This window comes from Miniimonas arenae, assembly GCF_006351005.1.
GTDB classification, from domain to species: domain Bacteria; phylum Actinomycetota; class Actinomycetes; order Actinomycetales; family Beutenbergiaceae; genus Miniimonas; species Miniimonas arenae.
This window is the reverse complement of the sequence record NZ_VENP01000036.1, coordinates 1-26,046: the sequence shown is the minus strand read 5'-3', so window position 1 is coordinate 26,046 and position 26,046 is coordinate 1. Positions and strand designations below refer to the sequence as shown.

Sequence of the window (26,046 nt, the reverse complement as noted above, 5' to 3'; positions counted from 1 at the left end):
GAGACGGGCGCTGCCTCGCCGCTGTCTTGCTGTCCTGTCCCTCTCTGACCCTCAGTCCCGCCCGCCTCCCCGGGGGCGGTCAGTGCTGGAACCGGGTGAAGGACGCCGTCGCGGGGTCCGGTCCGAGCCGATCGCCGGAGTCCAGGGCATCGATCGCTGCGACGTCCTCGAAGGACAGCTCGAAGGAGAACAGGTCGAGGTTGCCCGCGATCCGCTCGGGCGTGACGGACTTCGGGATCACGACGTGCCCGTGCTGGACGTGCCAGCGCAGGATCACCTGGCCGGTGCTGACCCCGAGCCGCTCGGCGATCGCGGTCACGACCGGGTGGTTGACGTCCTTGCCCTGGCCGAGCGGGGAGTAGGCCTCGATGGCGACCCCGTGCTCGCGCGCGGCCGCGAGGGTGCCGGGCTGCTGGAAGGTGGGATGCAGCTCGACCTGGTTGATCGCGGGCACCACCGTCGACCCGGCGACGAGACGCTCGAGGTGCGGGGCGAGGAAGTTGGAGACGCCGATCGCGCGGACCGCGCCGTCGGCGAGGAGCTTCTCGAACGCGCGCCACGTCTCGAGGTAGCGGTCCTTGCTCGGGACGGGCAAGTGGATGAGGTACAGGTCCACGACGTCGACGCCGAGCCTGGCGCGCGAGGCCTCGAACGCCGTGAGCGCCTGCTCGAAGCCCTGGTCGCCGTTGCGCAGCTTGGTGGTGACGAACAGCTCCTCGCGCGGCAGGCCGCTCGCTCGCAGCGCCGCGCCCACCTCGGCCTCGTTGTAGTACCCGGCGGCGGTGTCGATGTGGCGGTAGCCGACCTCGAGCGCGTTCTCGACGACGCCCTGGGCGACGTCGGCCTCGACCTGCCACGTGCCGAACCCGACCTGGGGGCGACGGGCGAGGTCACGCCGGTGGTGAGCTCGATGCTGGGGATCTGTGTGGTCATGGGTCCACCGTAGACACCAGCACAGACACCTCGGCGAACCCCGAGGAGGACACCGTGGCTGACACCGCAGGTGTAGAACGTCAGACGTGAACACCCTCCCCGCGCACGCGGCGCCGACCGGTCTCGTCCTGCCCACCGCCCCCGTCGTGGCGGCGTCGCTCGTGGCGGGCTACGCCGTCGCGCGCTGGACGCGGCGGCGGCCGCTGGGCGGCGTGGTGCTGCTCGCGGGCGGCGTGCTGGCCGGGCGGGAGTGGCTCCGGCGTGGGCCCGCGCTGACCGCGGCGCTGTCGGCGGCGTACGTGGGGGCGTTCGTCGCCTCGCACCCGCTGGCGCGCAGGATCGGTGCGTGGCCGTCGGTGTTCACGGTCGCCGCGGCGGCGGGCGCCGTCGCGCACGTGGCGTACGACCGGAAGGCCTGAGGCGCGCGCCGGCGCCGCGGGCGCCTCTTGCTCCCTCAGCCGGCGTTCCCCACGAGCGCCGCGGCGGCCTGCACCGTCGGCCACGCCGCGACGGCGAGGTCGCGCTGCCCCTGCGCGGAGGGGTGGAACCAGTCGTTCGGCGAGAGGTCGGCGGCGGTGAGGTCGAGCGCGGCGATCGCTCCGCCGTCGGACACGCAGCGCTCGCGCGCGGCACACGCCGCCGCGACGGTGGCCGTGAGGTCGGCGACGCGCTGCGCCGTCGCCTGGCGCGCCGCGTCGTCGCTGCCGAGCGCGGACGCGCACACCCGCCACTGGGCCCACGCGCGCTGGGCGACCGGGTCGGTGTGCGCGGCGTCCCAGACCGACACGACGTCGGGCGGGGACAGGAACGCGACCGGGGCGTGCGGCGCCACGGCGGCGAGGTGGTCCAGCAGCGCCGCGGTGCCGGCCGCCGTCGCCTCGGGCGAGGTGGCGCTCGACGTCGCGCTCGGGTCGGTCCCGGCGCAGACGTCGTTCGCGCCGAGCAGCACGACGACGAGGTCGACCTCGCCCGGGTCGGCCGCGAGCGCCTGGTCGACCAGCGCCGGCGCGTCCGCGAGGGTGGCGCCCTCGAGCGCGGCGAGGACGAGCGTGGGCGCGTAGCCCTCGCCGGCGAGCCGCTCGGTGACGCCGTCCGGACCGGTCAGCCACGTCGAGTCGCATCGGGTGAGCAGCTGGCACGTGTTGAAGCCCGTCGAGATCGAGTCCCCGACGGCGAGCACGCGCAGCGCGTCCGGCTCACCCGAGGCGGTGGCCGTGTCCGAGGGTGCGGCGCCCTGGTCGGGGGTCGCGGTCTGGGCCGTGGCCGGTTCGGGTGTCGACGAGACGGCCGGCGACGGGGTCGTGGGCGCGACCTCGGTCGGCGTCGCGTCCGGCTGCGACGGGCTGCACGCGCCGAGGGCTCCCAGGGTGCCGAGGGCGAGCAGGGCCGCGACGAGCGCGCGGCGCGCCGTCACGGGTGCGGCCGGGCCCCCTGTGGCGGGCGCGCGGCGGGGCGCGGCCTCTCCTCGCGCGGCTGCTGGCACGGGATCCACCGTACGTCGGGCCCGGTCAGCAGCCCGGCGAACGGCCGGGCGTCCGACAGCGCGTCAGTGCCTGCACGGGCCCGGGTGTCAGACCGCTCGCTGGACCGGGCTCCGGATCGGGCCTCGGACCGGGCTTCGAAGCGTGTGCCGGTCCGTCGGGCGGACCGCGGGAACAGCTCGGGGTCGGGTCCGGGATAGCGCCCGTCGTACGGGCCGGGGTTGCGCAGCGCGGCGGCACTCGGCAGCGGCCCGATGCCGCGCGCCGCGAGTCGGTCCCCCGCGAACCGGTAGGCGAGCGCTGCGACGATCAGCGCGCCGCCGCCCAGCGCGACGAGCCCGATCACACCCGCCCAGAACAGCGCGACGAACGTGAGCCAGAGACCGTCGCCCGTCGCCTCGGACAGCTCCTGCGGGTCGTACGCGAGCAGCTCCTGCATCACGGCGATCCCGACGGCGGCGAGCCCGCACCCGGCCACGACCGCCACCAGCCCGACCCCGGCGGTGGCCGAGGGCCTCGCGAGCTCGGGGACCACGCCGTGCCGGGGGAGCTGCCGCGACGCCGCCACGGTGAAGAGGCCGACCCAGATCGCGCTCGGGGCGACGAAGGCGAGCGCGTACTCCCACCACGGCGATCCCAGCCCGGCGATGGCCATGAACACCAGCACGGGGGTGACGAGCGAGGCGACCGCGACCGGCCCGACGAGCATCCCGACGCTGACGCGCGTGGTCGGCGGCGCGGTGCCACGCGGCAGCGGCGGGAGGGTGATCAGGGCCATGCGCCATCGTCGGCCACTAGTCACGAGCGGCGGAAGTCCTCGTCCGTCTCTGTGGACAACGGGGCAGGATGGGGTGATGACGACCCCCGCCGGCACGACGCCCGCCAGCACGTCCACCAGCAGTCCCCCACCGCCGGCTCGATCCCGTCGGCACGCGACGTGCCTCCCGGCTGGCACACCCTCAACGACGGCACCACCCTCCCCCCGATCGGGTTCGGCACCTGGCCGCTGCGCGGCGTCGAGGCCCGCGACGTCGTCGCCGCGGCGATCGGCCACGGGTACCGCCTGATCGACTCCGCGGAGCGCTACGAGAACGAGGGCGGCGTCGGCGCCGGGCTGCGGACGAGCGGCGTGCCCCGCGAGGGGCTGCGCTTCACCACCAAGATCCGGGGCGACCACCAGGAGGCCGGGGCCACCCGTCAGACGGTCGAGGAGTCGCTGTTCCGCACGGGTCTGGACTACCTCGACCTCGTGCTCATCCACTGGCCGCTGCCCCGCCTGGACAAGTACTCCGAGGTGTTCGGCGCGCTCCTGCAGGCGAAGGCCGACGGTCTGGTGCGCTCGGTCGGGGTGAGCAACTTCCTGCCCGAGCACCTCGACCGGCTCGTCGCCGACCACGGCGTCGCCCCGAGCGTCAACCAGATCGAGCTGCACCCCTACCTCCCGCAGGTGGACCAGCTCGCGGCCGACGGCGAGCGCGGCGTCCGCACGGAGGCCTGGAGTCCGCTGGGTCGCGCGGGCGACCTCCTCGAGGACCCGGTGATCTGCGCGATCGCGCGCGCCCACGACGTGGGCCCGGGCACCGTGGTGCTCGACTGGGAGATCGCCCGCGGCGTCGTCCCGCTGCCCAAGGCGTCCTCGGCCGAGCGCCGGCTGGCCAACCTCGCCGCGCTCGACCTCGCCCCGCTGCTCAGCGCGGACGACCTCGCCGCGATCACGGCGCTCGGGCGCGGTCAGCGCGTGAACCCCGACCAGGACCCCGCGACGTGGGAGGAGTTCTGACGCACGCCCCCGGGCGGGGCCGGGATCGGCGCAGAACTTCGCCCGCTCTGCACGAACGCGTGCCATTCGGGCGATCTCGCCGCCGAATACCGGGGGTGGGCCGCCCCGCCGCGCGCTAGGTTCCCAGCCAGCGGGGCGTGCCCGGTCGGACGAGTCGAGGACGGTGCGTGATGGCGGCGACGGCGGACGTGTACGACGAACGTGGCGACGAGCTCGTCTCGCTCTGCCTCCAGCTGCGTTCGTTCGGACGCCGGCACGCGTTCGCCGGACACGTGCGCACCGTGCGGTGCTACCAGGACAACGCCCTGCTCAAGGAGGTCCTGCAGACGCCGGGCGACGGCGCGGTGCTGGTCGTCGACGGCGGCGGCTCGCTCGCGACGGCGCTCGTGGGCGACGTCATCGCCGGACTTGCCGTGGCGCACGACTGGGCCGGGCTCGTGATCCACGGCGCCATCCGGGACGCGCTGCTGATCGACCGGCTGGACATCGGCGTGAAGGCGCTCGGCACCAACCCGCGCACGAGCGGCAAGACGGGTGAGGGCACGGTCGACGTCCCGGTGACGATCGGCGGCGTGACGTTCCGCCCGGGCGCGCACCTGTGGAGCGACGCCGACGGGATCCTCGTCGAGCGCTGACGCTCCTCAGCCCACGTCGCGGCGCCGCAGCAGCTCGGCCGCGGCTGCCGCGAACACCGCCGCGAGCAGCCAGAGCAGGCCGATCGACGCCGGGTCGGGATCGGTGAGCGGCGGCGAGTCGAACGCCCACGCGTACGGCGAGAACGGCCGCAGCCACGCGAACGTGTCGCCCTGCTGCGCGAGCGCGTTCGCGAGATAGCCGACCACGGCGACGGCGGCCCCCGTCCCGACCCCGACCACGCGCCGACCCGACGCCGCTCCCCCGGCGAGCGCCGCCGTCGCCGACGCCAGGGTGAGTCCGACGAGCGCGACGCAGGCCCAGACGACCCCGCCGACCGTGAGGTCGAGCTCGCTCGGCCCGTTGAGCGCGAGGATCACCAGGCCCGCGAAGGCGCCGAGGGCGGCCAGGCGCACCACGAGCGCGAGCGCCTGCTCGAGGGCGTACGACACGCGCCCGACGGCGTGGGCCAGGTCCAGCTCGAGACGCCCGGACTCCTGCGCCCCGCCGATCGCGGAGGCACCCCAGGAGATGCCGGCGATCGTGAGCAGGACGAACCCCATGAGGCCGAGGAAGGTCGCCTCGGTGTAGCCCGCGCCGGTGCCGATGTCGTCGTAGCCCAGCGTGCTCACGAGCTGCGGCGGGAGGGAGTCGATGATCGACTGCATCTCCCCGTTGCTGCCGATGCTCGGGAAGAGCGGGAGGTAGAGCGCGAGCACCGCGAGGATGCCGACGGCCCACGCCACGACGGCGCGCCAGGACTCCGCCAGCGCGCGCCGCAGCACCGGCAGGCGGCGCGGCGTGGCGACCACCCCCTCAGCCACCGGTCCCCTCCTGCCCGTACAGGCGCAGGACGGACTCCTCGAGGTCGGGCTCCTGCGCGGACAGGTCGAGGACCCGGAACCGTGCCAGGGCCTTCACCAGCGGATCGATCTCGCCGTCGGCCGTGGCCGAGACGCGCACCGCGCCGCCCTGCTCCCGCACGTCCACCTCGCGCAGCGTGCCGATCGGCGCGAGCGCCGCCTGCACCGCCTCGACCGAGGTGTCACCGAGCCCGACCTGCACGTGCCGCACGGTGGACAGCCGCAGGGACGCGACGTCGCCCTCGGCGACCACGCGGCCGTGCGCGAGCACCACGATCTCGTCGGCGACCTGCTGGAGCTCGCTGAGCACGTGCGAGCTGAGCAGCACCGTCTGCCCCGCGTCGCGCGCCTCGCGCACCAGCGCGAGGAACTCACGCTGCAGCAGCGGGTCGAGGCCGCTCGTCGGCTCGTCGAGCACGAGGAGCTCCGGCCGGTGCCAGAACGCCTGGACGAGGCCGAGCTTCTGCCGGTTGCCCTTCGAGAGCGTGCGGACGGGGCGGTCCAGCTCGACGCCGAGCCGCTCGGCCAGCGCGTCCGCCTCACCGGACCGGACGCCGCCGGACACCCCGGCGTAGAACGCGAGCAGGCGCCGCCCGGTGACGCGGCCGTCCAGGCGCAGGTCGCCCGGGACGTACCCGATCCGGCGTCGCAGCGCCGGGCCGACCCGGCGCGGGTCCTGCCCCAGCACCCGCACGACGCCCGCGGTGGGCCGGATGACGTCGAGGAGCATCCGCAGCGTCGTGGTCTTGCCCGCGCCGTTCGGGCCGATCAGTCCGAAGACGACGCCGGGTGCGACGGTGAGCGTGAGGTCGTCGACGGCGAGGTGGCGTCCGAACCGTTTGCTCAGCCCGCGGACCTCCACGGCGGGGCCGGCGGACTCGGACGTGCACATGGGCTTCACGGTAGCCCCGGGCGAGAACCGACGACCTCGGTTCGCAGGAAGAGCTCCGGCCGCGCGTGCCGGCGGGGACCTCGGGCCGTCAGGCCACGAGGCGCAGGAGCGCCGCCTCCGCCTCGGAGCGCGACGTCACGCCGTCGCCGATCAAAGCGCCGAGGTGGCCGGCGACCGCCTCCAACGGACGACCGATCGCCGTCGCGATCTGCCCCAGCCCCTCGCCGTCGGTGTAGCGGTAGAGCAGCTCGATGGTCTCCTGACGAGACCAGGGCCGCTCGGGCGCGAGCCGCATGCGGCGCTTCGCGGCCAGGGTGGGCTCGCCGTCGTGCGCGCCGAGGGTGTCGCGCGCGGCGTGCCCGTCGCGGATGTCGTGCGCGCCGTCGGAGTCCGCGCCGCCGCGCGTCGCGGCCCGCTCCGCCTCGAGCACGTGGGCCAGCTCGCCGTCGCTCAGCGAGCCGAGGGAGAACAGCGTGAGCTCGCCGTCGGTGTAGACCTCGGCGCCGCCGCGGGCGTCCTCCCGCTCGCGCAGCCAGCGCTCGGCGCGGATCGAGACGATCGCGAGGAGCGGAAGGCCGAGGAGCACCACGAGAACAGCGAGCACGGGGACTCCTTGGCGGAACGGGCGAACGGACGCAAGCAGGGCGGGCGAACCGCCGATCCAGTCTACGAAGGCGTCAAGACCCGACGGCGGCGCGCGCCCGGTGCCGCTCGCGTTCCGCCGTGAGCCGCGGCAGGAACGCCGCGGCGACGGCGAGGGCGACGCCGGCTCCGATCAGGGCGCCGGCGACCGTGTCGGAGAGCCAGTGCACCGTGAGGTATGCCCGGCTCACCACCATGAGCAGCACGTACACGCCGCCGAGCCACGCGACCCAGGCGCGCGCGGCGATGACCGTGAGCGTCACCGCGATCGTCGCGGCGTTCGCCACGTGGCCCGACGGGAACGAGCCGGCGTCGCTGGTGACGAGCATGTCCTCCGGTCGCGCGCGGTCGAAGAGCCACTTCAGCCCCTGCACCAGGGCGACGCTGCTCACCGCCGCGACGGCGTAGTACAGCGCGGCCCACGGGCGCCGCAGCCCGAGCAGCACCGCGATCGTCACGAGGGGCACCACGACCACCCCGAGCCAGCCACCGCCGACGTCGTTGAGGAAGCGCGCGATCGTCTCGCCGACGGGCACGCGGATGTCGAGCATCCACGCGGCCCAGACGTCGTCGATCGGCAGCGCACCGCCACCGGCCGCCTCCACCCACACACCGATCGCGAGGCCGAGCACGACGGCGAGCAGCCCGTAGAGCACCAGGTTCCGACGCATCGGCCCACGCTACCCAGGCGTCGGCGCACGTCGTGCGCGTCGGCCCGGCGCCGTAGACGTTCGGCTCACAGGTCTGTCCGTTCGGCTCTAGGTCGGGCCGCCCGGGGAGAGGAACATGGCGGCGGGGGCCGATCACCGGCGCACGGAAGTGGGGCAGAGATGACCGAGGACGAGGCGTTGCTCGTCGAGCGGCCCGACCCGTGCGACCCGGCCTGCGAGCCCCACCCCGACGAGACGCAGGTCGCCGATTCGCCCGCGCACGCCGCCTGGTCGATCGACGAGCTCACCGTCACCGAGGGCGTCACGCTGGCCGAGGCGGTCGCGCAGGAGGAGCGCCAGCTGCTCGGCGCCCTGGCCGCGTGGGCGACCGGATCGGCCGCCGTCGGCGCGGCCACGTGGGTGGTCGGGGCCCGGACGGGCCGCCCGCGTGCGGTGGACTTCGGCCGTCAGACGCTCGTGTGGGCCGTGGTCGACGGCGTGATCGCCCTCGTCGGCGCCGTGCGGTTCGCCCGCGCGAGCCGTGGTCCCGACGCCGAGTGCGGACGCGCCGCCGTGCGCCGTGGCACGCGGCTGCGCCGCTCGCTCGCGGTCAACGCCGCCCTCGACGTCGGCTACCTCGCCACGGGCACCACCCTGCTGGCCAACCCCCGCGGGAGGCTTGCCGGCCGCCGGGGCGACGGGCTCGCCGTCGTGCTCCAGGGGGCGTTCCTCCTGGCCCAGGACGTGCGCTACGCCGTCCGCCTCGGGCGGCTGCTGCCCTGACGCGGGGACGGCGACCGGCGCACGATCAGCCGAGCCGCGGCGCAGCTCCGACGGGTCGGCGCCGGCCGGTCAGCGCCAGCCGGTCCGGTCGAACCGCTCCCACCGCTCGACGACGCGCTGCTGGCCGTTGGGTCCCGGCTCGAGGACCGGACGCCCCTCGATCCACACGCGCTGCACGCGCGAGCCCACGGTGAGCGGATCGCCCGACCAGAGCACGACGTCGCCGTCGCGACCCACCTCCAGCGCGCCCACGCGCCGGTCGAGCCGCAGGATCGCGGCCGGGTTGAGCGTGAGTGCCGCGAGCGCCGTGGCCGGGTCGAGTCCCTCGCGCACCGCGAGCGTGGCCTGCAGCACGAGCTGGTCGATCGGGACGACGGGGTGGTCGGTGGTGATCGCGACCGTCACGCCGGCGCCGGCGATGAGCGCGAGGTTGGCGATCCCGCGGTCGCGCAGCTCGACCTTCGATCGCGACGTGAGCATCGGGCCGAAGATGACCGGGATGCCCTTCTCGGCCAGGACGTCGGCGATCTTGTGCGCCTCGGTGCCGTGGTTGACCACGAGCTGGTAGCCGAACTCCTCGGCGAGGCGGATCGCGGTGGCGATGTCGTCGTGGCGGTGGCAGTGCTGGTCCCACAGGAGCGTGCCGTCGAGCACCGCCGCGAGCGTCTCGTGGGTGAGGTTGCGCTCGAACGGCTCGTCCTTGGCCGCGGCGGCGTCGCGCTTGGCCGCGTAGCTCTGCGCGGCCACGAACGCGTCGCGGATCACGGCGGCGACGCCGAGACGGGTGGCCGGGGTCTGCTTCTTGTCGCCGTAGACCCGCTTGGGGTTCTCCCCCAGCGCCGACTTCACCGAGACGTCGGCGGCGAGGACCTGCTCGTCCACCGTGCGACCGCCCCAGGTCTTGATCGCGGCGGTGCGTCCGCCGATCGGGTTGCCCGAACCGGGCTTCACCACGACGGTGGTGACGCCGCCGCGCAGCGCGTCGCGGAAGCCGAGCTCCTCGATGTCGATGCCGTCCAGCGCGCGCAGGCGGGCGCCGTTGGGGCCCGTCATCTCGTTGGTGTCGTTGCCTGACCAGCCCTCGCCCTCCTCGTGCACGCCGACGTGGCCGTGCGACTCCACGAAGCCGGGGAGCACCCACGAGCCGGTCGCGTCGACGCTTTCGGCGCCGTCGGGGATCGCGACCTCGGGGCCGCCGACGGCGGAGATCACCCCGTCCGTGACCAGCACCGTTCCGCGCTCGATCGGATCGCCCGCCACCGGCACGACGTAGCCACCGGTGATCGCGAGGACACGGGATCGGGGCGAGCCGGCTGCGGAGCCGGCGGGGGTGGTGTGGGTGCGGACGGCGCGGTCGGGGGTCGGGTTCGTGGTCTCGGACATGCGCTCCACCCTAGGTCGGGTGCCCGGGCCGCACGACGTGCGCGACGGCGAACGGGAGGTTCGCGGGCGGGTGCGCTCACCGTCGGGCGCAGGTCGGAAGACGAACGACGTCAGAGGACGTGCGAGGTGTCAGGGGCGCGTGGGGGGACGCGCGTCAGGCGGAGAGGCCGAGCAGCGCGAGCACGACCGCGAAGACGCAGGTCAGGAGGGCGGCGCAGGTGATGGCGGCCTCGACGCGATCGGCGTGGGGCCGACGCAGCCCCGTCTCCCACCAGCCGCCGAACGCGCTCACCGTCAGGACCACCGCGAGCCAGAACGGTGCGGTGCCGTAGCTGCCGTTCTGGGAGATCGTCGTGAACACGGCGACGAGCGACAGCATGATCGGGGCGGTCGAGCGGGTGAGGCGGACCAGCGGAGAGGTCCGGTGGACGAGCGCTCGGGCGACGTTCCCGGCGGGGAGTGCGGCAACGGCGGAGCTCCGTCGGTCGAGCGGCTGACCGGACATCGGGTTCACCTCCTGGCGAGTCTTCGGGGAGCGGTTTCTGTGCTGTGCGGCCGGCGCTTGAAGTCAGCACCGTGAGTTGTCCGGCAACCAAGGCCAGTCAACACGAGATTTCCGCGGAAAGACAGCAGAACTACCTAGACGAAGGTCTAGACCTGGCGCCGATAGTCAACCTCGGGCCCGGTCGGCGTCAAGACTTCGCCCCGGATCGGTCTGTGACTCGCCGGGTGGACGGTCGATCTGGCGGATCGGCCGTTCTGCTGCTGGAATGGCGGGAACCCTTCGAGGTCCGACGCGGGAGGCGATGACGATGACGACGACGCCCCAGGGTCCGGGTACGTGGCACGACGCCGCGCCAGAGGTCCAGGTCGAGTTCGACGTCGCCGTGCAGGCGTGGGTGGAGGCGACAGTTCCCCTGCTGGAGGAGGTCGCCGGACGCTACGGCGGCTACGTCCTGTACGGCGATCTCGCGCACGAGCTGTTCGAGCGGACGGGGTATCGCACCCGCATGCTGTCGGGCAACTGGATGGGCAAGGTGCTCAGCCCGGTGCAGCGTGCGACCTCGACCGACGGCCGGCCGCCTCTCACCTCGCTCGTGGTGCACGCGGACGGCAGCGTGAGCGACGGGTACATCACGCACGGCCACCTCGGGGGCTTCACCGACGACGTCGCGCGCCAGAACGCAGCGGCCGCCGACCGGCTCACGTGCTACCGCCTGTACGCCGACGACGTCCCGGACGACGCGCAGCCGCGGATGACGACGGCGTGGGTGGACCGGTACGGCGAGGGCCCTCGCCCGCACCGGGAGAAGTCGGAGCGGGCCGCGGCGCGCGCGGCGAAGGCGGCCGCCGCGGCCCGCGCCGAGGAGCCACCGGCGATCTGCCCGTCGTGCTTCATGCAGCTGCCGGTCAGCGGCGTGTGCGGCAGCTGTGACTGACGGGCGGCCGGCCAGGAGCCGACCACCGAGACTCGGGCACGCGGACGTGACGGCGTCGGTCGACGAGCGGCACTGGCGTGTGCTGCTGCGCACCCTGCGCGCCACCTTCACGTCCGACAGCTACCTCCTGCTGGTGGAGTTCGCGGGTGCGGTGACCGAGCTCGCGCAGGAGCTGCACCACCACCCCGAGCTGCACCTGCGCTGGGGCCGGGTCACGGTGACCACCACCAGCCACGACGCGCGCGGCCTCACCGAGCGCGACGTCGAGCTGGCCGAGCGGGTGAGCGTGATCGCCGAGGAGATGGGCCTGGTGCCCACCGCGCCGCGCATGTCGGTGCAGGAGGTCGCCATCGACGCGCTCGACATCGCGGCCGTGTGGCCGTTCTGGGCCGCGGTCCTGGGCTACGACGCGCACGTCGAGGAGGCCGACGGCGAGCTGGACGTGGAGCTGGTCGACCCGGACGGGCTCGGCCCGGCCTACTGGTTCCAGCAGATGGACGCGCCCCGGCCGCAGCGCAACCGCATCCACCTCGACGTCTCGGTCGGCCACGACGAGGCCGAGCCGCGGATCGCTGCGGCGCTCGAGGCGGGTGGGCGGCTCGTCTCCGACGCTGCGGCGCCGGCGTTCTGGGTGCTGGCGGACCCCGAGGGCAACGAGGCCTGCGTGTGCACCTGGCAGGGGCGGCCGACCGCCTAGGTGTACCCGGTCCGTCGTTGCTCGCCGGTGAGCACCTCCAGCCGCTCGCGCAGTCTCGCCAGGGCGTATGCCCAGGCGATCCGCTCCTGCTCGAGCCGGACGTTGCCGTGTTCGCGCAACGCCTCGAGCACGGTCCGCTCGTCCGGAGTCAGCAGCGGGAGCTCACCGGTGTGGGGTGCCGGTTCGGTCCCCCACAGGTCGCGGTGGGCGTCGAGCGTCTCGGCGTCCATCAGCACCGACTCGACCCGCGGGAGGGACTCACGCGCGTGGTGCAGCGCGCGGAAGCCGTGGGTGTCGAGGTCGCCCCAGTACGCGAGCGGCACCTCGCCCAACCAGGGCACGTCCCGGAGCCGCCCGACGGCGTGGCCCGCCCCGTGCACCGCGACAGCTCCGGGGATGTCCGGAAGTGCGACCAGCGACTCGACGTTCTCGAGGATCAGGGCAGCCTGCGGCGCGATCGGCCAGCGCACCGCAGCCAGCTCCGCGAGCGGCAGCGCGAGCTCGCTGATCCCGCCCGGCCGCACCGCCTCGTCCAGGATGCGGATGCGGATCAGGTCGTTCTGACGACGCAGACCCAGCTCGGACCGTCCGGTGACCCCAGCGTGCAGCCGCTCGACGACGGCCCGGTGCCCCTCGAGCCACTTGGAGTCGATCCCCCGCACGGGCAACGACCGGACGTAGGCGCCGGACTCGGGATGGTCGCGCACCCAGTCGACCACCGTGACCACCCGCGCCAGGTCGACCTCGTCCAGGCCCGCCACGTCGTCGGCGACCCGGCGCAGTGCCCCGACCAGCCCGGCAGGCCCGGCGACGCTCGGCCCGTCGGAGTCGCTCGAGCCGCCCGGCGCGAACCAGTGGGCCCTTAGTCCGTCGAGGCGCCGTTCGAGACGCCGCCAGCGCGCTCCCTCTCCCGCGAGGTCGGCGATCGCGTCCGCCCCGTCGACGCGGGCACGCACGGGCACGCGCTGGTTCCCGACGGCCGACCATCGTCGCTCCTGCCACGTCACGTCGATCGCGGGGTGCGCGGCGCGCCAGGACTCGGCCCACGCCGTCGCGCCCGGCAGATCGGCGAGCGCCACGCGCTCGCTCGGCGGGTGCAGCGGGACGTCGATGACGTCGGGGGCGGTGCGCGCCGACCGCCCGCCGGCCGCCCAGGTCGCGTGGTCGCGCCGGTAGCGGCGCTGCGCAACGGCGCGCACGTCCGACGGCGTTACCCAGTCGCCGGCGCGGCGCGTCCCTGCGCGAGGGGAGTCGCTCACCCGGCCACCGGGGCGCTCGGCTCGAGGGGCCCCGCTGCGACGACGCGCGGGGGTGCCTCGCGGCGGCGCATCGCCACCGTCCCGACCTGCGACTCCTTGAAGTCCCGGCACGTCACGTACGTGATGGCACCGACGTACTCCTCGATCGTCTGCAGCAGCTTCATGGGCGTCGCGAGCACCATCTGGAAGCCGAACTCGACGAACACGTCCATCGCCATCCGGGTGTAGGCGGAGTCGGCCTTGTCGAATGCCTCGTCGAGCACGATCGTCCCGTACCGGGGCACGGCCTCCTCGCCGTCGGTCAGCTGGTAGCGCAGGGCCGCGGCGAGGCAGAACACCACGAGCTTCTGCTTCTGGCCCCCCGACAGGCCCTCGCCGGAGTCGTGCACGTTGACCACCACGCCGTCGAGATCGATCTCCTGGGCGAGGAACGTGACGTGCTCGCGGGTGTCGAGGCACCGGCGGCGCCACGCCTGATCCGCCGCCTCGCCCGATCCCAGGCGGGTCATGAGTCGGCGCAGCACCGCGAAGCGCACCTCGGCGGCCGCGAGGTCCTCGCCCTCCCACGAGCCGTCGGCGACGGCGCGCAGGTCCTCGAGGAACGCGTTGACGTCCTGGGAGCGTCGTTCGCTCGGCACGATGCGCAGGTGCCGGTCCCGGTCGAACGGTGAGCGCGCGAGCGAGGCGTTGACGGGGTCGATCCGCTCGCGGACCGCGCGCAGGGCACCGCGCAGCTCGTTGAGGAGCTGGGCCACGAGCTGGCGGGACTGGGTTCGCAGGAGGTCGGCGAAGCGTTGCTCGTGCTCGGGCAGACCCGTGCCCTCGACCTGCTCGCGCACGCGCCGCCACCCGGCGCGGTCCCCGACCGAGACGGTGAGGTCGGGAGCGAGGGCGGGGAACTCGGAGCGGATCCGCCGCAGGACGTCCTCGTAGCGGCTCGCGGCGTCGCGTGCCTCGCGTTCAGCCACGACGCGTTCGTCCGTGAGCGCCTTCAGCACCTTGGCCTGGGACTCGCGCACGCCGTCGAGGGTCTGCTTGCGACGGATCGCGCGATACCGCTCGTCGAGCAACGCCCACAGCGCCGCACGCGCCTCCGGGTCCCGACCGGCCACAGACCCGCCCACGCCGTCGGTACTCCCGAGGTTCCCCGCGGTCCCAGCCACCCGCGCCCGGACCACCCGCAGCTCCCCCTCACGCTCCGCGAGGCGGTGGTGCACGACGGCGAGCTCACCGGCGGCGTCATCGCGCGCGGACGCGGCGCGCTCCTGCGCGGCCCGAGCCTGCTCGACCCACTCCCTCGCCGTGGCGAGGTCGGCGTTGCCCTGGACGAGGCGGTCCAGGTCGGCCTCGGCGTCCCGCACCCGGGCTGCGGCACCGTCACGATCGAGCTCGGGCCACCGAAGCCCGACCACGCCCGCGAGCACGGTGATCCGACGGGTCTGCTGCTCCGCGCGGCCCTGGAGCGCAGCCACCACCTCCGTTGCGCGCGCGAGCTCCTCGCGCGCCTGGACGAGCGCGGCGTGAACGGCCTCGCGCTTCTCCTCGTTGTCCGAGCCCAGCACCCAGGACCTGCGGTCACCCACCTCGCGGCGGTCGTCCTTCTCGTACCGCCCTCGACCGCCCTTGACCTGACCGGCGACGGTGATCCCGCGGCGCACGCGGCGCAGCTCCTCGGGCGTGGCCACGCAGGCGTAGTCGTAGCGCTCGGCGAGCTCGACGGCGAGCCAGCCCGACGCGGGGTGCGGTGCGAGGCTCAGCCGGTGCACCAGCGAGTCGGCCGTGGCCACGGGCGGCGGCCCTCCGACGTGCGCCGGCACGGCCTGGTACACGAGCCTCGTCCCCAGATGCCTCTCCTCGACCGCGCGCACGACGCGGTCCAGGTGCTCCTCGCGCACGAGCAGGGTGGTCGCGAGCGGGCGCAGCACGCGTTCGATCGCGCCTCGCCAGATTGCGTGCTCGGGTGCCACGTCCAGCAGCTCGCCCGCGAACGGCAGCGCCGACTCGGCGACTCCGAGGACGTCCGCGAGCCAGGTGCGCGTCGCCAGGAGCCGCGGCTCCATGTTGCTGCGCCGGCCGCGCAGCGCCTCGAGCTCGCCCTCGAGCTCGACCACCGCGCGCTGCGCCGCAGCTCGCGCGTCGTGCGCGTCGTACAGGTCGGGGTCGGTGCGTCGTTTCGCCTCGGTGGCCTGGTCCTGCGTGCGCCGGGCCGTGGCCTGCAGCTCGGCGAGCGCCGCCGAGGAGTCGGGCATCGGGATCGCGACGGACGCGAGCGCGCTGGCGGTGCGCTCGTGGAGCTGCCGAACGCGGTCCGCGGCGTCGGCCTCCTCGGTCACGCGCCGTTGCGCCAGCGCGACGCCGATCCCGCCTCGGTCGTCGACCTCGCGGCGCGCCGCGGTGAGCTCTCGCTCGGCCAGCACCGCGGACCGAGTGGCCTCGTCCATGGCGGCCGCCAGGGTCGCACGCAATGCGGTGTCCTCGGCGATGCTGCGTTCGAGCAGCTCGGCGATGCGGCGGTCGTGGAAGGAGTCCAGCTCGTCGAGCAGCTCGTGCGCTGTCGCGGCCTCGCTCGTCGCCCGCTCGAACGCGGTGGCCGGACCCTCGGCCACGCGCAGCAGCTCGACCTGGCGTCGCGCCTCGACGACGCGCTGGTGCGCCTGGTCGAGGTTGTCGAACTGCTCCACCGCGTTGTCCGACATCGCGAACGTCCGGGGCTCGTCCAGCATGAACGTGCGGAAGAGGTGGTCGAGGCTCCCGAGGTTGCGCGCCGCCTGCGTGCGGTGGAGCAGGAGGAGGGCGTTCTCGCTGTCGCGCGCGATGCTCCCCTGCCCGATCCCGAGGACCCGGCGCAGGCGCTGCGTGAAGACGGTCTGCTGATCGGTCACGGTGTCACCCGGGGCGTCGAACGCCTGCTTGAGGCGACGCACGTCGATCCCGTGGCGCACGTGCTCGCCGAAGTCGAGCAGCCCCACCTCGCGGCGCACGATGAGGTGGAGCTGGCGGACGTCGGCAGGTGAGCTCGCCGTCGAGCGGGCGTGCATGAGTCGCACCAACGAGACCACGTCGCCCTGGCCGTTCTCGTAGCGCAGGAGGATCCCGCTCCACGTGGCACCCGTGCGCAGGTACGTCGCGGTGGTCCCGCCGGACTCCAGGTCGGACTCACGGCGCCACGCGCCGCGGACGTAGGTGACGAGACTGCGGTCGGAGCGTCGCTGCGCGCCCGCATCCTGCGCCGCGAGGTTGTACGCGAGCCACCTCGCCGGCGTGAGGACGGTGGCGATCGCATCGAGGAGCGAGGACTTGCCCGAACCGGACTCGCCCGCGAACAGGTGGCCCTGACGGGCCACGTCCACCGTGTGCAGGCCCGAGAAGGTGCCCCAGTCGAGCACCTGGACCCTGCTCAGTCGCCACTGCCCGGGGTGCACGACGGCGTCGCTCCCGCTGGTCATGAGGCCTCCTCGGTCTCGCTCACGTCGACCCCGCCGCCTGCGTCCTCGCTGCTGGCGCCGCCGGGCCGGGGGTCCCCCTCGCGGTCGACCTCCGTCTCGGCCGGCCCGCCGCCCGCCGCCATACGCTCATAGCTCGCCCGCACGGCCGCGACCTGCTCGGGCCCGACGATGATGCGCAGCAGCGGCGAGATCTCCACGCGACCCTCGACGTCGGTGCGCTGCGTGAAGCCGTGCTTGTCCATGTTCGTCCAGGAGGCGTTGACGCGCCGGGCGAAGTCGGACTCGTCGCGGCCCATCGCCCCGCGGTACACGTCGAGCTGCTCGGCGACCTCGTCCTTTCCCACGATCACGCGGTCTGCGCCGTCGCTCGCCAGGAAGTGCTGGCGCAGCACGAGGAGCATCGCGGTGTCGAGGAACGTCAGCGGCGCCGTGCGCACCGCGCGGGGTGCCCCGCCGTCGGGCAGCTCGACGTTGCGGACGAACGCCACGCCCACGTCGATGTCGACGACCAGGTCGCAGTAGACGTCGTTCAGGCGCGCGACGATCGCGTCGGTGTCACGGAGCAGGGCCTTCCAGAGGTCGCCGTGGCGATCGGCGGAGAGGTACGGGCCGCGCAGCAGCGCGAGCAGCGCGCGCCGCGACGGAGCGTCGAGGCTCCCGCGGTCGCCCGGCCACAGCCCAGGCCGTGAGGAGTCGGCGAGCTCGAACGCCTCCGTGGTGCGATCGGGTGCCGCGTCGGCGGGCGCGCCGTCGGGCGGCGGAGCGACGCGCCCCCAGGTCGTGTCGGTCACGGAACCCTCCCGGTGAAGGTGTGGACAGGAATGCGCGCCTCTCGCGGAACTCCGCTCACGGACGTCCACTCGACCCGTTCGCGCGCCTCGGGATGCGCCACGCCGTGCCGTGCGGCGAGCGCGAGGAGTCCCACCACGCTCGCAACGCCCTGGGTGGCGCCGTGCCGGTCGAGCACCTCCGCGATGGTGACGTCGCGCGCGAAGGCCAGCGCGTCGTTGACGGCCGCGCGCAGCTCGGCCATGTCGATCTCGGTCTCGCGGGCGAGCGCGCGCAACGCGTCGAGGTCCACCTCGGTGTCCTCGTGCACCTCCACGTCGCCGCTCACCTCGGACTCCTGTGGGTCGTACAGCTGGATGGCGCCGACGCTTGCGAGGGGCACCGAGGTGAGCGACAGCTCGATGCCCGACGGCGCCCACGGTCGCGTCGTGGCGGCGGCGGGGAGGGCCGCGGCCAGCGTCTGCGTGAGCTCGCGGCGCAGCACGCGGTCGCTGAGGTAGTCCTGGGAGTGCACGAACCGGCGCAGACTGCGGGCGAAGGCGGCCATGGTGACCTGCACCTCGAGGCTCGCGTCGACCAGAGCCGGAAGGAGTCCGCGCAGGAAGCGTCGTTGCGCGGGGCTCAGCTCGCGAGCGAACTCACGGTCGAGCACCTGGCCCACCGCGTCCGCGAACGCGGCGCCGGCCTCGGCGTCGAGCACGAGCTCGGCGAAGGCGGCGAACGTCCGCCCGGCGTTCGACTCGGCGATGAGGTCGACGCCGCGGAAGACCTCCGCGAGCACCCTGCCCTGCACCGTGTCGCCGTCGAGGATCGACTCCCGCAAACTGCGGTTCACGCCGTCGAGCTCGGTGCGAACGCGAGCGAAGTCGGCCGGCACCTCCTCGGCGAGCTGCACGACGTCCCGCGCACGCTCGATCGCGGCCGCGCGGTCCACGACGGGTTCCTCGCCCGAGCGCAGGCGCGCGATGCGCTCGTCCAGCCGCGCGCGCTCCTCCTCGAGGGCGGTGAGCCGGACCGTCACGTCGGGGTCCGAGTCGACGGCGAGCGACCGCAGCGCAGCGGAGATAGTGGCGAGGCGGGACTGGGTCGCGGCCTGCCGAGGCGTGCGGAGCTGGTCGAGGAAGCGAAGGGCCCCCAGCGCCTCGGCGGTCAGCTCATAGGTCTCCGTCCGGGACTCGTCGGCAGCGCGGCGGATCAGCAGTCCTTGGGCGCGCCACTCGGCCAGGTAGGCATGGGCGGTACGTGGGAGGTCGAAGCCAGCCTCGCGCAGCTCGTCGAGCTCACTCTCGACCAGCTCGGCCAGCTCGGCGGCCGGCCGACGCCGCACGTCCCCCGCGAGGTACGTGCCGAGGATCGCCGCGGCGACGGGGGCGTTCTCGGCCCGGATGAGCGCCCACCCGGGGTGGTGCTCGGTGTCTCGAACACGGCGCAGCTCCAGAGCCGCGAGTCGCACCGCGGTGCCGCTCATCTCGCCCTCCATCGCTCGCTCCGTTCCGACTCGGTCAAGGTAACCGCTGCCCCTGACATCGAGGACGAAGCTCGCGCCGCCGTGCGTACCTCCGTGCGTGAGCTGCCTCGGCACCAACCACACCCACTCCCACGATACGGCTCGCCGCGATGCCGATGCGGGAGTACGGGTCCGGCCTACCATGGGGGTGTGAAGACCACGATCGACATCCCGGACGAGCTCGCGCGACGCGCCCGCGCCGTCGCTCACGAGCACCGCACGACGCTGCGAGAGCTGGTCATCTCAGGGGTCACCGCCGAGCTCGATCGCCGCACTGCCGCGCCGCCGATCGACTTCCACTTCCCGACCGTCGCCGGACACGGCCTCGTGTCCGACGTCGACCCCTCCGACGTGATCATCCGCTCCTACGGGATCTCGACGCCGTGATCGCAGTGGACACGAACCTCCTGGTGTACGCGCACCGTGAGGACAGCCCGTACCACACTCGAGCGCTCGCCGTGGTGGACGACCTGGTGGCGTCGGGTGCCTCCTGGGCCGTCCCGTGGCCGTGCGTGCACGAATTCCTCGCCGTGGTGACTCACCCCCGCATCTACACGCCGCCGTCGCCGCAAGGGGTGGCACTCGAGGCGATGCGGGCTATCACGAGCCTGCCCCAGGTGCACCTGCTGAGCGAGACGGCCGAGCATCTCGACGTTCTGACCGAGCTGCTGAAGCGCGGGGACGTCGCGGGCCCGAAGGTGCACGATGCCCGTATCGCGGCGATCTGTCTGTCCCACGGGATCGACGAGCTGTGGTCGGCGGACCGGGACTTCTCGTGGTTCCCGCAGCAGCGCGTGCGCAACCCCCTCGTGGCCTGAGCGCGCCCACGCCGCCGCAGTTCCGCAGTCGCGCACGCCCGCCGGCCCCGCCGACCCGCTGAGCGCTGTCCAGGCCCCCTTGCGCCCTGGCTCCGCGCTACCGGCCCCCGACTCACTAGGCAATAGATCTCGCAAGCGTTACTGTGACGTTGTATGAGGCGTTTTGACACCACGATACTCGTGCTCATCGCTGCGCTCGCCGCCACCGGGTGCGCGGGCGGTGAGCAACAGGCACGGCAGACCTCGCTCGGGCCGGCGACGACGCTGCGAACATGGACGCTCGCCGACCTCGAGCCCGCGCTGCCGACCGACGACGAGCTGCCCTCCGGTCTCGTCGACGTCCTGCGGTGCCCGGGCGCGGCCGAGTGCGGCGACGACGAAGCCGACGAGGCGGACCTTCCCGTCGAGTCCCCGACGCCCCTCGCCGTCGCGTACGTCGGCGGACGGGTGGGGCTCGCCACGGTGGACGACCCGCCCGAGTCCGACGACGGCGACTGGAGCACGCCGTTCGCGGAGGGCGGCATCTGGCTCACTCCGGCGATCGGCCTCTCGATCCTCCAGTTCGCCAGCCCGGACGAGGCCGCTGTCGACCACGCCGCCTGGACCGATCCGCAGGCCGGCCTGTCGCCCGCGGACCCCACGTTCGACGTCGCGCCGACCCCCCGCGGCGAAGGCAGGTTCTCGCCCGGGTTCCGCGGCACGTCGGTCGTGACTCAGCCCTCGCCCGCAGAGCTCGGTCTGTACGTTCCGGCGAGCGCCACGGTGGTCGACAACCGGTGGCGCCTCGTGTCGCGGGTGGGGACGGCGAGCGCCGAGTACGTCGAGTCTCGATGGTCCGTCGCGCTCGGCGATCTCGTGGTCATCTGCGGCGCGACGACGCTGGCCGCCATGGCCGAGCGCGATCCCCCCGACGAGATGTGCCGCTCGCTCGTGACGGCAACGCTGGCTGCCCTGATCCGCGGCCCCGCGTCCGAGCAGCCCGAGTGATCCGCGTGTCCACCCAGCGCTCGAGCACGAGATGCGGCCGTGCGCCGCTCGCCGACGGACTCCGACCCGACAAGGCTTCGTGACAGGGCTGTGGCTGTGGTCGACCTCGCGTTGTGTCCGCCGGGTGGGGTGTGAGGCGCGGAGAAGCGCCGATTCGCCGCCCCGCGATGCTCCGCGGACGGGGCGCGGCTCGGAGCAGTTCCGATGTGCGCAGCCACAGGGCTGCGGCTCGGCGCTGCCCGAGCCGTCGTCCGGCAGAGTCGTGCGGGCACCACCCGAGACTCCCTCACGAGCAGTGGTCGCAGACTCCGGTGGCTGGTAGCTCGATGCGGCATGTCGGACAGATCCTCGATGGGGAAGCGGCCGGCCGACGGCGTGAGGTCGAGCGCGCATGTCGCAAAGCAGGTTCCGGTGCGGTGGCAAAGATCACGACTCGCCGTTCGGCGTCTGGGCGAGGAGTACGCGGCGTGGGCTCCGCCTCGCGCCAGCCGGGGCGCCCGACGCCCCGATCGAGCATGCGCATCGCCACTCCGAGCCGGTCTCGCTCGAGCCGAGCAACGAGCTCGTCGAACGTCGCGCCAGCCGGTCCGAAGCGATCCATCGCGCGGAGCTCCCACTGCTCGTATCGGAGCCCGTAGCGTGGTCGGCTCACGTCCTGTCCGATGCGCCCCTGGACCTGGTAGTAGTGGCTGGCAAGATGCTCGGCCACGTCGAACCGATCGATCCGCATCACGAGCGCGACGCTCTCCACCGTCTCGCCGCTTTCCCACAGCTCACGCGCGCGTGACGTCTCTGCCGTGGACCACTGCCGTCGCCGTGATGCGAAGTCGTCCCGGAGCGCAGTCGTGCTGGGCTCGCGCGTACGCGTCACGATGTGCGGTTCGACCGCCGTTCGCCTGTTCGGCGGCGATGTCGGCCGAAGCGGCGCAGATGGCGTCGGATCGGTGGCCGTCGACAAGGCGGAGAGCTGTGGTGGAGGCGCTGCAGGAGCGGGTTTGACAGCGGGTGAGACCGCGGTGGTCGCAGGCGGCCGAGGTGCAGAATCCGGCACGGGAGGCGGCGCCGCGGCCCGCATCTCTGCCCGCAACTCGGCCCGCATCTCCGCCCGCAACTCGACACGACCAGTAGCCCGGCCGTCCCACCAGGCCCGGTGCAGCTCCTGGCGCCGATCGCGTCGGCTCCGAAGCTCCCACAACCCCCACAGAATGACCGTCGCGGTGACGCCGATCGCGATGCCGACCCAGGTCGCGGCCGCGTGCAGCGAACTGCGGGCAACGCGGCGCTGGACCTCCGCACGGTGGGTCGTCAGGCCGTGCTCGCGCGACCAGTCCAGGGCGGACCCCGCGACGCGTGCCGCCCAGCTCTGCGACAGCGTGGCTGCGACGACGTCGGCCAGCCGTCGCAGGTCGACGCCCGCGGCCGGGTCCGTCGGGTCTAGCAGGTCCAGATGCGGCGCCGGGCCCGCGAGCCGCCCGCCGTCCCCGTCGATCGCCACGTACGAGTGGCGCTTCGAGACCATCGCATCCTCGCCGTCGTGCAGCTCCTCGGCAACCGCCACGATCAGGCGGGCCGAGGCACCGGGATCGGGGTCGAGGAGCACGGCGCCCCGCCGGATCGTGTGGGCGGTGCGGCGCAGGGTCTCGGCCACGAGAGCGTCGAACAGTGGGTGCCCAGGCGCGAGGACCTCGGCTTCCGCACGCTCCGTGGCCGGGTCGAACGTGACTCGGGCGTAGCGAGGCGACACGCGGGCCAGCCGGAGGTTCGACGGCACGTGCGTGATCTCGAACCGACCCGACTCTCGCGGATGGATCGATCCGCCCGCCGCGCGGAATGCGTGCACGAAGAACCGGCCGACGTAGTGCGGCTGGAGCCGCCGCGCCCGTGCCTCGTCCATCTCCGCGCGCAGCGCGTGCAGATCGGCGAGGGAGATCTCCGGCGTGGCAAGCGACCGCTCGCGCACGAGGTCCGCGAGACCGTGCGCCACGCTCGCGTCGATCACCTGGTCCAGGCGGGCACGTACCGCCGGGTCCTCGCCGTACCGCACCGCCTCGAGGAGCAGCTCGCGCAACGGACGCTCGCCGAACGCCTGCTCGCCGAGCACGTCGAACACCTTGCCGCCGTACGCCGTGCGCTGCTCCTCGATCTTCGTCAGCAGGCGCTCGAAGACCTGGCCCTCACGGGTGTTGGAGGCCACCAGGTTCCACAGCCGACACACCTCGCGCTGGCCGATCCGGTGGATCCGGCCGAACCGCTGCTCGAGCCGGTTCGGGTTCCACGGCAGGTCGTAGTTCACCATGAGGTGCGCAGCCTGCAGGTTCAGCCCCTCACCCGCGGCGTCGGTCGCGACGAGGATGCGGCACGTCGGGTCGTGAGTGAACCGCTCGCGGACGGCAAGGCGCTCGCTCCGGCGCGTCCCGCCGTCGATCGCGACGACGGCGGAGGCGTCCCCCAGCACCGTGGCGATCCGGTCCGTGAGGTAGGTCAGCGTGTCCCGGTGCTCGGTGAAGACGATGAGCTTGCGCGCCCCCGCGTTCAGCACGAGACCGCGCAGCTGACTCCACTTCCGGTCCGTCCCGCTCGCGCGGACCTGCGCCGCGAGTGCGGTGAGCTCATCGAGAACCGCGAGCTCGACGTCGAGCTCGGCGACCGTGCGTGCCGCCGTCGCCGAGTCGAGCAGCTGCTCCTCGAGGGCCTCGGTCTCCTCGACGTCGACCTCCTCCGGGTCCTCCCAGAGCCGCGTCACGCGGGTGGAGTCGACGACGGCGAGCTCAGCGTGGTGGATCTCCTCCAGCACGCCGCCGAGCCTCGAGAGCTCGGTCCGGCGGGCGCGCAGCCGCTCGGAACGGCGCCTTAGGCTCTCGTGGATCGCCGCCGGGCTGGAGGCGAGGCGACGCTGCAGCACGGTAAGGGCGAAGCCGACGGTGGTACGTCGTCGGGCATCACCCTCGGCCGCGACGCGATCGGCGAGGTTCATCTGCTCGCGGACGTACCGCGTGACCTCCTCGTACAGGGTCTGCTCCGCGGCGGTGAGTTCGTACGGCACGGTGGTGGCGATCCGCTCGGGGAAGAGGCTTCGACCCTCGAACGTGAGCAGATCCTCCTTGAGCATGCGCCGCATGAGGCCCGAGTAGTCGGCGCGGTGGACGCCGCGGCGGTAGGCGCCCTCGAAGCGGTCCGGGTCCAGCAGTGCGAGGAACGCCTGGAAGTCCTCTTCCTTGCCCGCGTGCGGCGTGGCCGTCATGAGCAGGAGGTGGCGGGTGATCGAGCCGAGGAGCTGGCCGAGCCGGTAGCGCAACGTGCGGGTCAGCTCGCCGCCCGAGTACGTGGCGGACATCCGGTGCGCCTCGTCCACCACGACGAGGTCCCACTCGCTGCCTTCGAGATAGCGAGCCAGGCCTCGTCGCGGGAGAGCTGGTCCATCCGCGCGACGAGGATCAGGGGTGCCTGGGTTGGGTCGGCGGGGTCGCCGAACGGGTTGCCGTGGGCTGACTCGTCCGCGAGGGCGCGGGAGAGGATGGTCGCCTCGAGGTCGAACCGCTCCGCGAGCTCCTCCTGCCACTGGTCCACCAGGCCGCCGGGCGCGACGATCAGGCAACGGCGCACGTCGCCCCGGAGCAGCAGCTCCTTGAGGTAGAGGCCGGCCATGGTCGTCTTGCCGGCGCCGGGGTCGTCCGCGAGGAGAAATCGCAGCGGGCCGGGCTTCGGAAGCAGCTCGCCGTAGACAGCGCGGATCTGGTGCGGCAGGGGGTCCACCTTGCTGGTGGCGACGGCGAGCATCGGGTCGAACAGCGCAGCCTGCTGCATGCGGGTGGCCTCGAGGGCGAGGACGGTCTCGGCGGGGTTGGCGTCGAACGTCCACTCCATCGGGCCTCCCTGCGCTGCTTTTAGTTGCCCCGTCACGCGCACCCCTCCCACGGCGACGTCAGCCAATCTATTGGAGACGTCGACGTGCGGCGTGACGTCGCGTCCCGAGCGAGCAACGCAACGAGCGCAGCCTGCTGGTAGAGGGAGTCGTCTACATATTCGTATCATTGCCGGGTGACCTCGACGACGATCCGCGTCCCACAGGAGCTCCGCGACCGCCTGGCTGCGCTGGCGGCGCACGACGGCTCGAGCATCGCCGCCGTGGTCGAGCGAGCCATCGCCGCCCGCGAGCGTGAGGCGTTCTGGGACGTCGTCCGGTCGGACGCCCTCGCCGGCGCGTTCCAACTCGAGACGTCTGCCGGGCCCTCTGCGAAGAACGGGCTCGAGCCGGAGTCGTGGGAGGACGTCCTCCGACCTGCCCGCCGCGGCGCGACGCGGCGATGAGCCCGACGGTCGGGGCCGCAGCCCTGGCGCGTGGCGAGATCTGGCTCGTCGACCTCGGCGATCCGATCGGGCACGAGGCCGCGTGGCGCCGACCGGCGCTCGTCGTGTCCGACCCCCGTCTCGCGGCGGTGGGCCTCGCCGTCGTACTCCCGATCACCCGGACCCGGCGCGGGTACGCCACGAACGTCGAGCTCGACGGCGCGCTTCCGGTGATCTCGTACGTCCAGTGTGAGCAGATTCGGACGATCTCGACCGACCGCGCGGTGGAGGTCCTCGGGCGAGTGGGCCCCGTGGACCTCGCTCGCGTCGACCAGGTGCTCCGCTACCTCCTGCGCCTCTGACTGCCCAGGCCCATCACGCGCCCCGGCGCTCGACGCCCTTCGCGACCACGCGCTCCGCGAGCGCCCGCAGCCCCGGCCAGTCGAGCCCCGGCCAGCCGTGCACCATCCGCGTCCACCGCTCGGGCAGCGCGCCGGTCCCCCACCGCGCCCCGAGCAGCGCCCCCGCGATCGCCGCGACGGTGTCGGTGTCGTGGCCGATCCGGATCGCCGTGGTCAGCGCCGCGACCACCGGCTCACTCGGACCAGCGGCCGCACCACGCGGCGTGTGCACGATCGCCGACCATGCCGCCTCCAGCGCACCCACGGTCCACGCATTGTTCGTGAACGTCGCGGGCGTCTGAGCCTCGGCCTCGGCGAGCCGCGCGCGCCACACGTCGGGACGCGGCACCCAGGCCGCGACGTCGTCGAACGCGGG

The 26,046-nt window shown here is 73.6% G+C and carries 27 protein-coding genes; 11 read left to right on the top strand and 16 right to left on the bottom strand.

Going from position 1 to position 26,046, the window contains the following annotated elements; translation table 11 throughout:
• Positions 1–79: 79 nt before the first annotated feature.
• Entirely contained in the window at positions 80–1,027 is a 948-nt protein-coding gene (locus FH969_RS10160) for an aldo/keto reductase (protein ID WP_342777016.1), read from the bottom strand.
• Here FH969_RS10160 and FH969_RS10155 point away from each other — a divergent pair.
• Positions 1,020–1,352, top strand: coding sequence for a hypothetical protein (locus FH969_RS10155; RefSeq protein ID WP_108718568.1), 333 nt, complete (start codon positions 1,020–1,022; stop codon positions 1,350–1,352). The two genes, FH969_RS10160 and FH969_RS10155, sit on opposite strands and share 8 nt — an antisense overlap.
• 35 nt (positions 1,353–1,387) lie before the next feature.
• Here the strand turns inward: FH969_RS10155 and FH969_RS10150 are convergent, their stop codons facing one another.
• On the bottom strand, positions 1,388–2,416 hold the full coding sequence (locus FH969_RS10150; RefSeq protein WP_139987160.1) for an SGNH/GDSL hydrolase family protein: 1,029 nt from the start codon (positions 2,414–2,416) through the stop codon (positions 1,388–1,390).
• Positions 2,344–3,192: a hypothetical protein gene (locus FH969_RS10145; protein ID WP_108718570.1), complete on the bottom strand. Its 849-nt coding sequence runs from the start codon at positions 3,190–3,192 to the stop codon at positions 2,344–2,346. The genes FH969_RS10150 and FH969_RS10145 overlap by 73 nt, the downstream gene beginning before the upstream one ends.
• A 51-nt stretch (positions 3,193–3,243) precedes the next feature.
• Here FH969_RS10145 and FH969_RS10140 point away from each other — a divergent pair, with 51 nt between their 5' ends.
• Complete coding sequence (locus tag FH969_RS10140; RefSeq protein WP_246071855.1) at positions 3,244–4,194, top strand: aldo/keto reductase; 951 nt, start codon at positions 3,244–3,246, stop codon at positions 4,192–4,194.
• Positions 4,195–4,364: 170 nt separating this feature from the next.
• Positions 4,365–4,829: a ribonuclease E activity regulator RraA gene (gene rraA / locus FH969_RS10135; protein WP_139987159.1), complete on the top strand. Its 465-nt coding sequence runs from the start codon at positions 4,365–4,367 to the stop codon at positions 4,827–4,829.
• Between the two features lie 6 nt (positions 4,830–4,835).
• On the opposite strand, the gene FH969_RS10130 is transcribed toward rraA, so the two are convergent.
• The 4 genes from FH969_RS10130 to FH969_RS10115 all read right to left on the bottom strand — a co-directional run bounded on the left by FH969_RS10130 (position 4,836) and on the right by FH969_RS10115 (position 7,895).
• Positions 4,836–5,651: an ABC transporter permease subunit gene (locus tag FH969_RS10130; protein ID WP_246071853.1), complete on the bottom strand. Its 816-nt coding sequence runs from the start codon at positions 5,649–5,651 to the stop codon at positions 4,836–4,838.
• Positions 5,644–6,582, bottom strand: coding sequence for an ABC transporter ATP-binding protein (locus FH969_RS10125; protein WP_139987158.1), 939 nt, complete (start codon positions 6,580–6,582; stop codon positions 5,644–5,646). The genes FH969_RS10130 and FH969_RS10125 overlap by 8 nt, the downstream gene beginning before the upstream one ends.
• 88 nt (positions 6,583–6,670) lie before the next feature.
• Positions 6,671–7,186, bottom strand: coding sequence for a hypothetical protein (locus FH969_RS10120; RefSeq protein WP_139987157.1), 516 nt, complete (start codon positions 7,184–7,186; stop codon positions 6,671–6,673).
• A gap of 73 nt (positions 7,187–7,259) precedes the next feature.
• Positions 7,260–7,895, bottom strand: a complete 636-nt coding sequence (locus FH969_RS10115) for a phosphatase PAP2 family protein (RefSeq protein WP_108718575.1) — start codon at positions 7,893–7,895, stop codon at positions 7,260–7,262.
• A 159-nt stretch (positions 7,896–8,054) separates the two neighbouring features.
• On the opposite strand from FH969_RS10115, the gene FH969_RS10110 reads away from it, so the two are divergent.
• Positions 8,055–8,657 (top strand): DUF6992 family protein, encoded by a 603-nt coding sequence (locus tag FH969_RS10110; RefSeq protein ID WP_139987156.1) that lies wholly within the window; start codon positions 8,055–8,057, stop codon positions 8,655–8,657.
• 69 nt (positions 8,658–8,726) lie between these two features.
• On the opposite strand, the gene FH969_RS10105 is transcribed toward FH969_RS10110, so the two are convergent.
• Both FH969_RS10105 and FH969_RS10100 read right to left on the bottom strand, forming a co-directional pair.
• Positions 8,727–10,040: an amidohydrolase gene (locus FH969_RS10105; RefSeq protein ID WP_139987155.1), complete on the bottom strand. Its 1,314-nt coding sequence runs from the start codon at positions 10,038–10,040 to the stop codon at positions 8,727–8,729.
• A 154-nt stretch (positions 10,041–10,194) separates the two neighbouring features.
• Positions 10,195–10,545, bottom strand: coding sequence for a hypothetical protein (locus FH969_RS10100; RefSeq protein WP_139987154.1), 351 nt, complete (start codon positions 10,543–10,545; stop codon positions 10,195–10,197).
• Between the two features lie 307 nt (positions 10,546–10,852).
• Between FH969_RS10100 and FH969_RS10095 the strand changes: the two genes are divergently transcribed.
• Together FH969_RS10095 and FH969_RS10090 are read left to right on the top strand one after the other, a co-directional pair.
• Positions 10,853–11,479, top strand: coding sequence for a hypothetical protein (locus FH969_RS10095; RefSeq protein ID WP_139987153.1), 627 nt, complete (start codon positions 10,853–10,855; stop codon positions 11,477–11,479).
• Entirely contained in the window at positions 11,472–12,176 is a 705-nt protein-coding gene (locus FH969_RS10090; protein WP_159096444.1) for a VOC family protein, read from the top strand. The genes FH969_RS10095 and FH969_RS10090 overlap by 8 nt, the downstream gene beginning before the upstream one ends.
• On the opposite strand, the gene FH969_RS10085 is transcribed toward FH969_RS10090, so the two are convergent.
• From FH969_RS10085 to FH969_RS10070, 4 genes are read right to left on the bottom strand one after another with little or no spacing between them, the layout of a single operon-like run.
• Complete coding sequence (locus tag FH969_RS10085) at positions 12,173–13,435, bottom strand: Wadjet anti-phage system protein JetD domain-containing protein (protein WP_180359755.1); 1,263 nt, start codon at positions 13,433–13,435, stop codon at positions 12,173–12,175. The two genes, FH969_RS10090 and FH969_RS10085, sit on opposite strands and share 4 nt — an antisense overlap.
• Positions 13,432–16,881: an ATP-binding protein gene (locus FH969_RS10080; RefSeq protein ID WP_139987151.1), complete on the bottom strand. Its 3,450-nt coding sequence runs from the start codon at positions 16,879–16,881 to the stop codon at positions 13,432–13,434. Before FH969_RS10080 ends, FH969_RS10085 begins: the two co-directional genes overlap by 4 nt.
• Positions 16,878–17,672, bottom strand: coding sequence for a DUF4194 domain-containing protein (locus FH969_RS10075; protein ID WP_139987150.1), 795 nt, complete (start codon positions 17,670–17,672; stop codon positions 16,878–16,880). Before FH969_RS10075 ends, FH969_RS10080 begins: the two co-directional genes overlap by 4 nt.
• Positions 17,669–19,138 (bottom strand): DUF3375 domain-containing protein, encoded by a 1,470-nt coding sequence (locus FH969_RS10070; RefSeq protein WP_180359754.1) that lies wholly within the window; start codon positions 19,136–19,138, stop codon positions 17,669–17,671. Before FH969_RS10070 ends, FH969_RS10075 begins: the two co-directional genes overlap by 4 nt.
• 189 nt (positions 19,139–19,327) lie before the next feature.
• Here FH969_RS10070 and FH969_RS10065 point away from each other — a divergent pair, with 189 nt between their 5' ends.
• The 3 genes from FH969_RS10065 to FH969_RS10055 all read left to right on the top strand — a co-directional run bounded on the left by FH969_RS10065 (position 19,328) and on the right by FH969_RS10055 (position 20,982).
• Positions 19,328–19,564 (top strand): hypothetical protein, encoded by a 237-nt coding sequence (locus tag FH969_RS10065; RefSeq protein ID WP_108718585.1) that lies wholly within the window; start codon positions 19,328–19,330, stop codon positions 19,562–19,564.
• Positions 19,561–19,995 carry a type II toxin-antitoxin system VapC family toxin gene (locus FH969_RS10060; RefSeq protein ID WP_108718586.1) on the top strand — a complete coding sequence of 145 codons (435 nt, stop codon included), beginning with the start codon at positions 19,561–19,563 and terminating at the stop codon, positions 19,993–19,995. The genes FH969_RS10065 and FH969_RS10060 overlap by 4 nt, the downstream gene beginning before the upstream one ends.
• A gap of 153 nt (positions 19,996–20,148) precedes the next feature.
• The gene (locus FH969_RS10055; protein ID WP_139987148.1) at positions 20,149–20,982 is read left to right on the top strand and encodes a hypothetical protein; all 834 of its coding nucleotides are present in this window, start codon (positions 20,149–20,151) and stop codon (positions 20,980–20,982) included.
• A 286-nt stretch (positions 20,983–21,268) separates the two neighbouring features.
• On the opposite strand, the gene FH969_RS10050 is transcribed toward FH969_RS10055, so the two are convergent.
• Together FH969_RS10050 and FH969_RS15480 are read right to left on the bottom strand one after the other, a co-directional pair.
• Entirely contained in the window at positions 21,269–24,316 is a 3,048-nt protein-coding gene (locus FH969_RS10050; protein WP_246071850.1) for a helicase-related protein, read from the bottom strand.
• Positions 24,286–24,846, bottom strand: coding sequence for a DEAD/DEAH box helicase family protein (locus tag FH969_RS15480; RefSeq protein WP_218975301.1), 561 nt, complete (start codon positions 24,844–24,846; stop codon positions 24,286–24,288). The genes FH969_RS10050 and FH969_RS15480 overlap by 31 nt, the downstream gene beginning before the upstream one ends.
• A gap of 174 nt (positions 24,847–25,020) precedes the next feature.
• Between FH969_RS15480 and FH969_RS10045 the strand changes: the two genes are divergently transcribed.
• Positions 25,021–25,290: a ribbon-helix-helix protein, CopG family gene (locus FH969_RS10045; protein ID WP_139987147.1), complete on the top strand. Its 270-nt coding sequence runs from the start codon at positions 25,021–25,023 to the stop codon at positions 25,288–25,290.
• The gene (locus FH969_RS10040; RefSeq protein ID WP_139987146.1) at positions 25,287–25,631 is read left to right on the top strand and encodes a type II toxin-antitoxin system PemK/MazF family toxin; all 345 of its coding nucleotides are present in this window, start codon (positions 25,287–25,289) and stop codon (positions 25,629–25,631) included. The genes FH969_RS10045 and FH969_RS10040 overlap by 4 nt, the downstream gene beginning before the upstream one ends.
• Before the next feature lie 13 nt (positions 25,632–25,644).
• Here FH969_RS10040 and FH969_RS10035 read toward each other — a convergent pair.
• Positions 25,645–26,046 (bottom strand): ADP-ribosylglycohydrolase family protein (locus FH969_RS10035; protein WP_180359753.1); only part of this gene is annotated, 402 nt, incomplete at its 5' end.

Coding starts and splice junctions, on each gene's coding strand:
- FH969_RS10145 (WP_108718570.1), bottom strand. CDS start 3,192: ATGGCCCTGATCACCCTCCCGCCGCTGCCGCGTGGCACCGCGCCGCCG.
- rraA (WP_139987159.1), top strand. CDS start 4,365: ATGGCGGCGACGGCGGACGTGTACGACGAACGTGGCGACGAGCTCGTC.
- FH969_RS10125 (WP_139987158.1), bottom strand. CDS start 6,582: ATGTGCACGTCCGAGTCCGCCGGCCCCGCCGTGGAGGTCCGCGGGCTG.
- FH969_RS10115 (WP_108718575.1), bottom strand. CDS start 7,895: ATGCGTCGGAACCTGGTGCTCTACGGGCTGCTCGCCGTCGTGCTCGGC.
- FH969_RS10110 (WP_139987156.1), top strand. CDS start 8,055: ATGACCGAGGACGAGGCGTTGCTCGTCGAGCGGCCCGACCCGTGCGAC.
- FH969_RS10105 (WP_139987155.1), bottom strand. CDS start 10,040: ATGTCCGAGACCACGAACCCGACCCCCGACCGCGCCGTCCGCACCCAC.
- FH969_RS10100 (WP_139987154.1), bottom strand. CDS start 10,545: ATGTCCGGTCAGCCGCTCGACCGACGGAGCTCCGCCGTTGCCGCACTC.
- FH969_RS10095 (WP_139987153.1), top strand. CDS start 10,853: ATGACGACGACGCCCCAGGGTCCGGGTACGTGGCACGACGCCGCGCCA.
- FH969_RS10080 (WP_139987151.1), bottom strand. CDS start 16,881: ATGACCAGCGGGAGCGACGCCGTCGTGCACCCCGGGCAGTGGCGACTG.
- FH969_RS10070 (WP_180359754.1), bottom strand. CDS start 19,138: ATGAGCGGCACCGCGGTGCGACTCGCGGCTCTGGAGCTGCGCCGTGTT.
- FH969_RS10055 (WP_139987148.1), top strand. CDS start 20,149: ATGAGGCGTTTTGACACCACGATACTCGTGCTCATCGCTGCGCTCGCC.
- FH969_RS10050 (WP_246071850.1), bottom strand. CDS start 24,316: ATGTCCGCCACGTACTCGGGCGGCGAGCTGACCCGCACGTTGCGCTAC.
- FH969_RS15480 (WP_218975301.1), bottom strand. CDS start 24,846: ATGGAGTGGACGTTCGACGCCAACCCCGCCGAGACCGTCCTCGCCCTC.
- FH969_RS10040 (WP_139987146.1), top strand. CDS start 25,287: ATGAGCCCGACGGTCGGGGCCGCAGCCCTGGCGCGTGGCGAGATCTGG.